General features: G+C 63.4%; 8 protein-coding genes. 2 read left to right on the forward strand and 6 right to left on the reverse strand.

Annotated elements, in window-relative coordinates; all coding sequences use genetic code 11:
• Positions 1–3: 3 nt before the first annotated feature.
• From NKJ00_RS26815 to argH, 5 genes are all read right to left on the reverse strand, one after another.
• A complete protein-coding gene (locus NKJ00_RS26815; RefSeq protein ID WP_352631961.1) occupies positions 4–2592 on the reverse strand; it encodes a TIGR02302 family protein in 2589 nt (862 codons plus the stop codon).
• A 235-nt stretch (positions 2593–2827) separates the two neighbouring features.
• A complete protein-coding gene (locus NKJ00_RS26820) occupies positions 2828–3769 on the reverse strand; it encodes a threonine/serine dehydratase (RefSeq protein WP_352612758.1) in 942 nt (313 codons plus the stop codon).
• Positions 3770–3809: 40 nt separating this feature from the next.
• On the reverse strand, positions 3810–5078 hold the full coding sequence (gene lysA / locus NKJ00_RS26825) for a diaminopimelate decarboxylase (protein ID WP_352612760.1): 1269 nt from the start codon (positions 5076–5078) through the stop codon (positions 3810–3812).
• A 64-nt stretch (positions 5079–5142) separates the two neighbouring features.
• The gene (gene lptM, locus NKJ00_RS26830) at positions 5143–5349 is read right to left on the reverse strand and encodes an LPS translocon maturation chaperone LptM (protein WP_023811112.1); all 207 of its coding nucleotides are present in this window, start codon (positions 5347–5349) and stop codon (positions 5143–5145) included.
• 118 nt (positions 5350–5467) lie between these two features.
• Positions 5468–6868 (reverse strand): argininosuccinate lyase, encoded by a 1401-nt coding sequence (argH, locus tag NKJ00_RS26835; protein ID WP_023811113.1) that lies wholly within the window; start codon positions 6866–6868, stop codon positions 5468–5470.
• 35 nt (positions 6869–6903) lie between these two features.
• Here argH and tlpA point away from each other — a divergent pair, with 35 nt between their 5' ends.
• The gene (tlpA, locus tag NKJ00_RS26840; RefSeq protein ID WP_023811114.1) at positions 6904–7593 is read left to right on the forward strand and encodes a thiol:disulfide interchange protein TlpA; all 690 of its coding nucleotides are present in this window, start codon (positions 6904–6906) and stop codon (positions 7591–7593) included.
• Here the strand turns inward: tlpA and NKJ00_RS26845 are convergent.
• On the reverse strand, positions 7590–10022 hold the full coding sequence (locus NKJ00_RS26845) for a sensor domain-containing diguanylate cyclase (RefSeq protein WP_023811115.1): 2433 nt from the start codon (positions 10020–10022) through the stop codon (positions 7590–7592). The two genes, tlpA and NKJ00_RS26845, sit on opposite strands and share 4 nt — an antisense overlap.
• 360 nt (positions 10023–10382) lie before the next feature.
• On the opposite strand from NKJ00_RS26845, the gene ugpB reads away from it, so the two are divergent.
• On the forward strand, positions 10383–11693 hold the full coding sequence (gene ugpB, locus NKJ00_RS26850) for a sn-glycerol-3-phosphate ABC transporter substrate-binding protein UgpB (protein WP_023811116.1): 1311 nt from the start codon (positions 10383–10385) through the stop codon (positions 11691–11693).
• The last annotated feature ends 119 nt before the right edge of the window (positions 11694–11812 follow it).

Below are 11812 nucleotides of genomic sequence, written 5' to 3' on the forward strand. Positions count from 1 at the left end.
GCTCTATTTCAGCTCGAGCAGCCGTTCCAGATAGCTGCGTTCGATATCAGGGCTGAGCGCATTGCCGAGCCGCTTGCGGATCGCTTCCAGTATCTGGCGGGCACGCTGCACGTCGATCTCGTCGGGCACCTTCACCGAATCGCCGAAGTCGGGACCCGTGCTGGCGCGTGGCCGGCCGAGCGGATCACGATCGGCGTTCTGCTGGCGGCCGCCTTCCTCGCCGCCGCCCTGGTCGCCTTGCATGGCCTGCATCTGCTTCATCATGTCCTTGGCGCCCTTGCGCAGCGCTTCCAGCGCCCGGCCCTGATGACCGACGGCCGCATCGCCTTCGCCCTCGCCGAGTGCCTGTTCGGCATTGCCCATGGACTTGCCGGCCTCGCCAAATCCTTCATTGGGCTCCATACCCATGCCTTCGAGGCCCTTCTTCAGCTGCTCGAGGTCGCTTTGCAACTGGCCCTGGCCCTGCTGCAGCTGTTTCAGCGCATCGGCGAATTCCTGGGGCGTCATCGGCTTTTGCCGGGCGAGCGGATCGCGGTCTTCGCCGACGCCGGGTCTGTCCTCATCCTGGCCGCCTTCGCCGAGCTGCTCGTCACGGTTCTGCCCGCGCTGGCGCTCGCCGCGCTGCATCTGATCCATGCGGAAGGTGTCGTTCATCATCTCCTGCTGACGTCGCAGGATCTCGCCCAGCTTGTCCATCTGTTGGCGCATCTCGCTGTCCTGCTGGCCGCCTTGCTGCTGACGGCCGGCTTGCAGATTGTTCATCATGTCCTGCAGTTGCGACAGCAGTTGCTGGGCCTTGTCGCGATCACCGGACTTGGCCAGGTTTTCGATCTGGTCCATCATGCGATCGATGTCGCTCTGGCGAAGTTCTTGGCCGTTCTGCTGCATCTGCGGGGCGTTGGGATTCTGCTTGGCGCGCTCCGCGAATTCCTGCAGGAACTGGTTCATCGCCTCGCGCAGTTCCTTCATCGCCTTTTCGATTTCAGCGTCGCTTGCGCCATTCTTGATGGCGTCCTGCAGCGCCTGTTGCGCCTGACGCAGCCGTTTTTCGGCGGCCGAAAGATTGCCTTCCTCGATGCCAAGCGCGATTTCCCAGAGATAGGAGACTTCGCTGCGCAATTGATCGTCGCTCTCGGCCATCTTCAGCCGGGTGCGGGCGCTCATGATGGCAAGGTAGTGGGACATGTTGTCGAACGTGTCTTCCGGCCGCAGCGTGATGGCGTCCATCAGGTCGAGCACGCGCGGCTTGGCGTTGGCGTCGAGCGCCAGCAGGCGGCGCTGTTCGATCACGGCGCGTGCCAGCGGATTGGCGAAAGGCCGCTCCGGCATCAGCAGCGTCTTGGTTTGGCTCGATGCGGTGTGCCCGCCATCGTCGGTGGCGACCAGCGTCAGCTTGATGCTGCTGCCGGCCCAGACATGCTCGGTCAGGTCCTTGGAGGTCCTGGCGGCGTTCGACTTGCCGCCGCGGCGCGGCAGCGTCAGCGGCATTTCAGGTGCACCGTACAGCGGACGCGCATTCGGCGCCTGCGGATCGGCGAGCGCGAACACCGCCCTGGCGGTGGCGGCGCCATAGTCGTCGTCGATCTGGTAGTTTAGCTCGAAGGCGCCGTTGGCGGCGCGCTTGGGCTCGCCGACGAAGCGGATCTGCGGCGGCTTGTCCGATACGACCGCGAAGGCCCAGCGGCCGAGCTGGTCCTCGCCCGACGTCAGCGTCAGCGTGCCGTCGCCGGTCAGCTTGCTGGTGAACTGGCGCACCTTGGACGGCGGCGCCGGGCTTGCAGCCGGCTTGGCGGCGGCCTGCGGCGCAGCGGGGTCGATGACGCGGGCGTTGCCATTCTTGTCGGCATAGCCGAGCGTTTCCTCACCCGAGCCGCCCGTCACGCGCAGCGAAACGTCACTGCCTTCGGGAACCGTAAAGGTCGGGATCGCCTGGTTTGCATCGGCGGTCAGGAAGATCGGCGGCTTGCCGGTATAGGCCGGTGGCGTCACCCATGCATCGATGCGCGGAGGCACGATATCGCGCGTCCCATGGGCATTGAAGCCGTCGCTGATCCTGCCGCCCGTCGGTCCGAAGGAGAAGGCGAAGGCGGTAACGAGCAAAAGGGCCGCCACCGCGCGCAGCCCCCAGGGGTCGCGCTCCGGCACGCGCGTGCGCGGCAGGTCGGCGCCAAGGTTGTCGAGCTTTCCGGCCATGCGCTTCTGGTGTTCGCGCCACAGCGCCTGCGAGAAGCTGCTTTCCCTGCCGCTGGGCCGGTCGGTCTGCACCAGCACCGGGCTGTGCAACAGTTGATTGGCGGCCTCGATGCGGCGGTCGATTTCGGCGGCGCCCGGCAGGCGGAAGAAGCGCAGCGGATAGAGCGCGGCCAGTGCCGCTATGGCAAAAGCAGCGATCAGGCCGATGCGCGCCATATCCGGCAGCCGGGAGAACAGCCCGAGCCAGGAGATGCTGAGGAACAGGCTGGCGACTATGACGAGCGGAAGCAGCAACGGCCAGCCGCGCTCGACCATTATCGAGACCCGCGTCGCCAACCGGCTCAAGGCCAGGCGCCCGGCCAGGCCGCGATCGCTGCTGAAGGTGGGTCGTTGCGTCATCGGCCCTTCCTTGAGCCTATCCCGAAAACCGGGATGCGGCCCCTATCCCTTTGAGCATGATCTGTTCCGAAAGGGATTTCACTTTTCGGGATCATGCTGTGGAGCGGGCAGGATAGCCCGACGCCTCACGACTCAAAGAATACCAGCAAACACGGCAAAGGCGAGGCAGTTCGGAAAAACGTGAAGTGGGCCGTTATAGTTCCATCCTGCATACCCTTTAGAAGGCAGCAGGCCCTTAGAAGGTAGCGGGGTCCGCATTCGCCCCGCAGACCAGCACGGCGACCCGTTCGCCCGCCGCCGGCGCATAGCGGCCCGAAAGGACCGCGGCAAAGGCGGCCGCACCTCCCGGCTCGGAGATGATGCGGGCCCGGTTCCACAGCGCCTTCTGCGCGGCGATGATGTCGTCGTCGCTGACCAGGATCGAGCGTTCGACAAAGGCTTCGGCGATCGGGAACATCATTTCGCCGACGCGCTTTGGCGCCAGCGAATCGGCGGCGATGCCCTCGGCCGGTGCGTCGACGGGGTGTCCGGCCTCGAAGGCGCGATGAAGCGTCGGTGCTCCTTCCGGCTCGACGGCGATAATGCTGATCCGGCCGGCAAACCAGGCAGCGATGCCGCCGATCAGGCCGCCGCCGCCGACAGCGACCAGCAGCGTGTCAATCCGAGGCAAATCGCTCTCGATTTCGAGCCCGAGCGTGCCTTGGCCGAGGAGCGTTTCCTCCTGGTTGAAGGCATGGATCTGCAAGGCGCCGGTCTCCTCGGCGAAACGTTCGCTGGCCGCCAACGCCTCGGCATAGCGGGCGCCGCCGACGATCAGCTCGGCGCCGTAGCTGCGGATCCGTTCCAGCTTGGCCGCCGGGCTCACCTCGGGAACGAAGATGGTCGCCTTATGGCCCAGCCGCATGGCGGCATAGGCGACGGCCGCGCCATGGTTGCCGCCCGATGCCGCGACGACACCGGCGTCGGGAACCGGCCGCTCCAGGAGATTGGTGAAAGCGCCGCGCGCCTTGAACGAGCCGGAATGCTGCAGGCATTCGAGCTTCAGGTCGACGGCCAGCGGCGGCCGGTCGAAGTCGGCCATGTCGACGCGCAGCACCGACGTGTGCCTGATATAGGGGCGGATGCGCGGTTCCATCGCGGCAATGCGCTCGCGTGTGACGGTGATGCCGTTCGTCATGATTCGCTCCCTGTGACGGGTAGGTGTGTTTCCGGCGCTTCTATGCAAGCCAGTCGGGCATGGAATCCAACCCAATCAGGTCGTCATAGGTCGGGCGTGGGCGCACGACGTGGAACCGGTCGCCGTCGACCAGCACCTCCGGCACCAGCAGGCGGGTGTTGTAGGTGCCGGCCTGCACCGCGCCATAGGCGCCCGCGGTGGAGACGGCAATCAGATCGCCGGCCTTCAGCCTGGGCAGATCGCGGTCCAGGCCGATATAGTCGCCGGTCTCGCAGACCGGGCCGACCACGTCGACCATCATGCGCGGCGTATCGGCCGGCGGCTGCACGACCGGACGAATGTCGTGGAAGGCGTCGTAGAGCGTCGGCCGAATGAGATCGTTCATTGCGGCGTCGACGACGAGGAAGTTCTTGGCGTCGCCTTCCTTCACGAAGATCACTTCCGAGACGAGGATGCCGGCATTGCCTGATATCAGCCGGCCAGGCTCGAACATCACCTTCAGCCCGAGCTTGGTGACATGCTTCCTGACGATCTGGGCATAGGCGTCGGGCAGCGGCGGCGGGTTGTTGTCGATGCGGTAGGGAATGCCGAGCCCGCCGCCGACATCGATATGCTCGATGGCATGGCCGTCCGCCCGTAGCGCGCCGACGAGATCGACAAGCAGGGCGAAGGCATCGTCGAAGGGCTGCAGCTCGGTGATCTGGCTGCCGATATGGGTATCGATGCCGGTGATCCTGATGCCGGGAAGCTTTGCCGCGCGGGCATAAACCTGCCGCGCCCGCTGCCACGGGATGCCGAACTTGTTCTCGGCCTTGCCGGTGGAGATCTTCTTGTGGGTCTTGGCGTCGACGTCGGGATTGATGCGCAGCGAGATCGGCGCCACCTTGCCAAGGGCAGTGGCCCGCGCCGACAACAGCTCGAGTTCAGGCTCGGACTCGACGTTGAAGCAAAGGATGCCGGCGGCAAGGGCAAAGTCCATTTCGCGCGCGGTCTTGCCGACGCCCGAAAACAGGATCTTGCCGGCCGGAATGCCGGCGGCCAGCGCCCGGCGCAATTCACCTTCCGAAACCACGTCGGCGCCGGCGCCGAGCTTGGCCAGCGTCCGCAGGACGGCCTGGTTGGAATTGGCCTTCATGGCGTAGCAGACCAGCGCGTCGAGCCCGGCAAAGGACTGGGCAAACACCCGGTAGTGCCTGGTCAGGGTGGCCGTCGAATAGCAGTAGAATGGCGTGCCGATCTGTGCGGCGATATCTGGTATCGCCACGTCCTCCGCATGGAGCACGCCGTCGCGGTAGTCGAAATGGTTCACGAGAGTGGTTCCGGAAAGTTGGGGCTCGATGAGATCGGGTTGGAAGGCCCCGCTCTCGTCGGCTCTAGATCAGCGGGTCGAGGATGAATTTCTTGTCCTTGACCGGTTTTTCCGGCTCCGGCGGCACGGGCTGGTGGGCCTTCGAGGCATCCTTGCGCGCCTGCACGGCCGCCTCATAGGGCGTGTCGAGAGCGCCCCTCCTGCCGCAGGCCGAAACGGCCGCGATCGCAACCAGCAGCGTCAGCGTTACCAAAATCCTGCTTCCGGTCATCGATCCATCCGTCCGAAACGTTTGTCAGCCGCCGCTTTTAGCCGAGTTCTCGGCGCATTGCACCCCGAGATATTGCTCGTCGAAATATCCGGGATATTACTGCTCGCAATATCCGGCATTACGCCTTCGCCAGCCGCTTTTTCCAGGCGCGGATCTGCTTCCTCACTTCCGACGGCGCGGTGCCGCCGAAACTGGTGCGGCTCTTGACCGAGTTCTGCACCGCCAGCACCGAAAATATGTCGGCCCTGATGCCGGAATTGATCGACTGCAAATCCTCCAGTGAAAGCTTCTCCAGCCCCACCTTCTTGTCTTCGGCCAGCGCCACCGCCCGGCCGGTGACATGATGCGCCTCGCGGAACGGCAGGCCGAGCGTGCGTACCAGCCAGTCGGCAAGGTCGGTTGCTGTGGCGTGGCCGGAGCCGGCGGCCTTCTTCATCGCAACAGCGTTGACCGTCATGTCCGAGACCATGCCGGTCATCGCCGCCAGCATCAGATCGAGCGTCTCGGCGGCGTCGAACACCGATTCCTTGTCTTCCTGCATGTCCTTGCCATAGGTCAAAGGCATGCCCTTCATCACCGTCAGCAGGCCGACCAGATGACCGGTGACGCGGCCGGTCTTGCCGCGCACCAGTTCGGCTGCATCGGGGTTCTTCTTCTGCGGCATGATCGATGAGCCGGTGGAAAACGAGTCCGACAGCCTGACAAAGCCGAATTGCGGCGTCGACCAGATGATGATCTCTTCAGCCAGCCGTGACAGATGCGTGGCGCAGATCGCGGCAAGAGCGAGGAACTCGAGCGCGAAATCGCGATCCGAGACGCTGTCCAGCGAATTGCGCATCGGCTCGCGGAAGCCGAGCGCCTTGGCGGTCCGGTGACGGTCGATCGGGAAGCTGGTGCCGGCGAGGGCTGCGGCACCGAGCGGGCTTTCGTCCATCCGTTCGATCGCATCGCGCGCGCGCGACAGGTCGCGAGAAAACATCTCGACATAGGCCATGCAATGATGGCCGAAGGTCACCGGCTGGGCCGCCTGCATATGGGTGAAGCCCGGCATCACGGTCGCCGCATGCTCCTCGGCCCGCTCCAGCAGCGCCTCGATCAACCCCTTCAACGCCCCGGCGACGCGAAAGCACTCCTCCTTGACCCACAGCCTCAGATCGACCGCGACCTGGTCGTTGCGCGAGCGTGCGGTGTGCAGGCGGCCGGCCGCCGGGCCAATCAGATCGGCAAGGCGCGCTTCGATGTTCATGTGGATGTCTTCGAGCCGTGGCGAGAACTCGAAGCTGCCGGCCTCGATCTCTTTCAGGATCGTGTTCAGCCCGTCTGCGATTTTTTCTTGGTCGGCCGCCGAAATAATGCCCGTTTGCGCCAGCATCTCGCTATGGGCGATCGAGCCTTTGATGTCCTGCGCATAAAGCTTGCGGTCGAAGGAGATAGACGCGTTGATCGCTTCCATGATCGCGGCCGGACCCGAGGCAAAACGTCCGCCCCACATCTGGTTGCTGGTTTTCTTGTCGCTCATGGCTATAACCCGTGCTTCGGAGCAGTTTTGAGAAAATGGCAGACGGTAGTAGATTCTTCCCGGCCCCGCGCCTGATCCTCGCCGCCTTGGTGGCGGGCGCGCTGGCGGGCGCGGTCGCGGTATATGTCAGCGAGAGCCGGTCTGGCAACAATGCACCGGCACAAGCTGCCGTGGATGAGAGCAAGGACGATGTCGCCTGCGCGGCCAAGAGCGACCGCGCCAAGAAAATCGCGGCGTCGGCCACCGGTGAGGTTGCGGCACTTTTGCCGGCCGATCCGCCACAATCCCTGAAGAGCCTTGCCTTCAATGGCCCGGACGGCAAGCCGATGACGCTTGCCGATCATGCCGGCAAGACGGTGCTGCTCAATCTGTGGGCGACATGGTGCGCGCCGTGCCGTGCCGAAATGCCGGCGCTCGATGCGCTGGAGAAGGAAAAGGGCAGCGACTCCTTTGAAGTGGTCGCCGTCAATGTCGATGCCGGCGACGATGTGAAGCCGAAGAAGTTCCTCAGCGATACCGGCGTCGCGACGCTCGATTATTACCGGGATTCGACGATGGCGCTGTTCAACGACCTCAAGAAGCGCGGCCTGGCGCTAGGCCTTCCCGTTACCATGCTGATCGACGGCGAAGGCTGCCTGATCGCCCATATGAACGGCCCGGCCGAATGGTCGGGGCCGGACGCCAGGCGGCTGATCGAGACGGCACTCAAGCCCGAGAGTTTTTAAGCCCTATTGAGGACAGGCGCGGGTGCGAAGGCCAGAACGCTTCTGTCGCGCAAGGTGGCGGGTTTGCTGCCGACAGCGGGTGCGACTACACCGGTCAGCTCGCCGAATTCCTCGATGAGAGCTGGCCTGCCGATGTAATAGCCCTGGCCGATCTCGCAGGCTTCGGCGTCCAGGAATTTCAGTTCGCCGAGCGTCTCGACACCTTCCGCCAGAACCGGCAGGCCGAGACCGCGTCCAAGTCCCAGGACGGCGCGCACGATCGCCGCGACCTGGCCGTTCTTGTCGACGGACTTGATGAAGGAGCCATCGATCTTGATCTTGTCGAAGGGGAAGGCGCGAAGGTTGGAGAGCGAGGAATAGCCTGTACCAAAATCGTCCATGGCGACGCGCACGCCCAGCGCCTTGACCTGCCGCAAGGTGGCCAGTGCCCGCGGCATGTCCTTAACAAGCGCCGTCTCGGTGATCTCAAGCTCGAGCCTGCCGGGCGCCAGGCCGGAATTCAGCAAGGTTTCGTGGACCTTGCGGCTGAAATTCGTGTTGTGGAGCTGCACCGCCGAAACGTTGACGGCCACCGTCAGCGGATTTTCCCAGCGGGCGGCTTCCTCGCAGGCAGCCGTCAGCACCCATTCGCCAATCTGGCCAATGGCTCCGCTGTCTTCGGCCACCGGGATGAATATGCTCGGCGACACGTCGCCGCGCGTCGGATGCCGCCACCGGACCAGCGCTTCGAAACCGACCATCTTTCCGCTGCTGATCTCCTTCTGCGGCTGATAGACGAGGTAGAACTCCTGGCGCGCAACCGCCTGGCGCAGTTCGTGCTCCATCACGCGCTTGTCGCGCGCCTCGGCCCCCATCGAAGCTTCGAAATAGCGATAGGTGTCCTTGCCTTCGGTCTTGGCCCGGTAGAGTGCCGTATCGGCGTGGCTTATCAAGCTGGCCTGGTTCTCGGCATCCGATGGATAAAGCGCAATGCCGATGCTGGCCGACACCAGGCCGCCGCCGACAGAAAGCCGGTTTTCCTCGCGCATGGCGGTCAGCACCGCGTCGGCGATACGGCCGGCCTCCAACGGGTCGGTCAGGTTCGGCGCGATGATGGCGAATTCGTCGCCGCCCAGCCGCGCCACCATCTGTCCCTGGCGAAGGATGCCGGTAATGCAATGCGCAACCTTCTGCAGCATGGCGTCCCCGGCGCCATGCCCATACAGGTCGTTGACCTCCTTGAACCGGTCGAGATCGAGCAGCAGAAGCGCAAGCTGGCCGCCTTTTCTGGTGCGGCCCATCGCAGCAATTTCCGTCTCCAGCCGGCCGGAAAAGCTGCGGCGATTGGCCAGTCCGGTCAATGGATCGAAATGGGCAAGCCGCAGGATCTCCTGTTCCGCCTTCTTGCGCTCGCGAATGTCGCGGACCGCGACCACGTTGTGCGGCTTGCCACAGTAGTCGATGCTCCTGGCGATCAACTCGACAGGAATGCTCGTGCCATCGCGGCCGCTCAATTCGGCCTCCTGCGGCTGTTCGCCGAAGCCTGACATGTCGGATCCGAAGAGATCGCCAAGCTGCATTCCGTTCAGCGTCGCTGTTGCGATGCCCGTCAATGTCGCCATGCTGTCATTGGCACTGATGATGCGGTTGCCGTCGCAGACGATCAGCCCCTCCACGGCGGCATTGGCCAGGCCGTGCATGCGGTCGACCTCGAGCTTCTGGCGACGGAAGCGCAAATCGATCCACAGCGCCGATGCCGACAGGACCAGGATCACCAATGTGGCGGCGGCGGCGGCGAAAGCCTGCGAGGTCGGCTCGATCGTGTATTCGGATATGACGATCGAGGGATCGGGGAAGATCGAGACGGCACCCATGCCGATGAAATGCAGGGTGCAGATTGCCAGCGTCAGCAGCACCGCGCCGCCGGATGTCGCCTTCATGGAGGGGCGGCGCTGCACGACACGCAGCGCCAGCGCCGCGAGCGTTACGCCGGCCAGAAGGGAAACGGCGACAAGCAACAGGTTCCACTCGATGCGGCCCTGAACCTCGAACGCCGCCATACCAATGTAGTGCATGGCCGCGATACCGCCGCCCAGCACGGCGCCGCCGACGAGATGATAATCGAACTCATTCCGCAAGGTGGCGATCCACATGCCGGCTGCCGTCAGAGTGACCGAAGCAGCGAGCGAAAGCACGGAGAGTGCGGGATCGTAAGCACTGGGTATGCCCGGTGTGAATGCGAGCATGGCGATGAAGTGCGTTGCCCAGATGCCGAAGCCGGTCGAAGTGGCCGCGATCATCAGCCAGGCAAGCCGGTTCCGATCGGTGGAGCGGCTTATGTGATGAAGCAGGTTGACGGCAGAGAAACAGGAAATTCCGCAGATCAGCGCGGCAAGTGCGACCAGTCTCAGATCGTGTTCGTTGACGATACAATTGTAGACCGTCAGCATTTTATTTCACCTGATCTTTGGAAATAAACAGGGCAGCAGGATTGAGTAGCGCGTTGCCGTTGAGGGATCGATAAAGTCGCCTGCAACCTTGGCGTGTCTCTTCGGGTTGCGGCGGCTGCAATCAGGGCTGACACGCCGAAGCCAGCTTGGCAGTTCCGATGGTAGTTCCTGGCGCGCTTGTCGTCGCGCTAAGCCGGCTAACCGTGTGGCTTTCCATGTCTCCAAGCGGAGGCGAGGGTGGCGTGAGGTAAAGGGTGAAGTTCGTCGATCTGCAACAAAACCGTTGTCTGATTGTCACGAGCGACACATATTGCCTTTGCGGGAGTGCCCCTTTCGCCAATGACAAACGGGAGATGAAACATGAAGTCCTTCGGCTTCGCGGCCGGTGTTGCCGCCACCTTTATGCTGCTTTCCTCAACCTCCGCTTTTGCTGTCACGCAGATCAGTTGGTGGCACGCCATGACTGGCGCCAATGCCGAAGTTGTCGACAAGATCTCCAAAGATTTCAATGCCAGCCAGAGCGACTATGAACTCGTTCCGGTGTTCAAAGGCACGTATCCCGAGACGCTGAATGCCGGCATCGCCGCCTACCGCGCGGGCCAGGCGCCCGATATCATGCAGGTGTTCGATGTCGGCACCGGCGTGATGATGGCAGCCGAAGGCGCAATCAAGCCGGCAGCCGATGTGTTGACCAGCGCTGGAATGACCTTCGACAAGAGCCAGTATCTGCCAGGCATAGTCGGCTATTATTCGAAGCCGGACGGCACCATGCTCTCCTTCCCCTACAACTCCTCCTCGCCGATCCTTTATTACAACAAGGATATCTTCAAGAAGGCTGGTCTCGACGTCGACAGCCCACCCAAGACCTGGAATGAGGTGTGGGAAGATGCCAAGAAGATCAAGGCGAGCGGCGCAGCCGCCTGCGGCTACACCTCGACCTGGCTGACCTGGATCCATCTGGAGAATTTCGCGGCCTGGAATGACGTGTCATGGGCCACCCAGCAGAACGGTCTGGCCGGCGGCGATGTCGAGCTCAAGATCAATGCGCCGATTTTCGTCAACCATTTCCAAGCGCTCGCAGACCTCGCCAAGGACGGCACCTTCAAATATGGCGGCCGCACCTCCGAAGCCAAGCAGATCTTCCTCGCTGGCGAATGCGGGATCATGACCGAATCCTCCGGCGGCCTTGGCGATATCGTCAAGTCCGGCATGAATTACGGCATCGGCCAATTGCCCTATGACAGCGACGCCAAGGGCGCGCCGCAGAACACGACGCCGGGTGGCGCCAGCCTGTGGGTTTTCGCTGATAAATCCGACGAGGAATACAAGGGCGTCGCGGCCTTCTTCGCCTACCTGTCGAAGACCGAGGTGCAAGAATACCTGCACCAGAAGTCGGGTTATCTGCCGGTGACGCTGGCGGCTTATGAAGCGACCAAGAAGTCCGGTTTCTATGACAAGAACGTCGGTCGCGAGACCCCGATCCTGCAGATGACGGGTAAGGCACCGACCGACAATTCCAAGGGCGTACGTCTGCCGAACCTGCCGCAGGTGCGCGATATCCAGAACGAGGAGTTCGAGAAGATGCTCGCCGGCCAGCAAACCGCCCAGCAGGCGCTCGACAATGCGGTTACGCGTGGCAACGCCGCGATCAAGGAAGCGCTGGGGAATTAGAGCGAGCGCAGGTCCTTTGCTCTACGGCGCGCCCATCTGTCCTGCCAGGCATCTCCCCTCGGCGAGGGGAGTTTTGCCGTCCCTTGCGATTTCGCCAATGGTCGATGATGCCAACGCCG

This window comes from Mesorhizobium sp. M0227, assembly GCF_040321855.1.
Classification (GTDB): domain Bacteria; phylum Pseudomonadota; class Alphaproteobacteria; order Rhizobiales; family Rhizobiaceae; genus Mesorhizobium.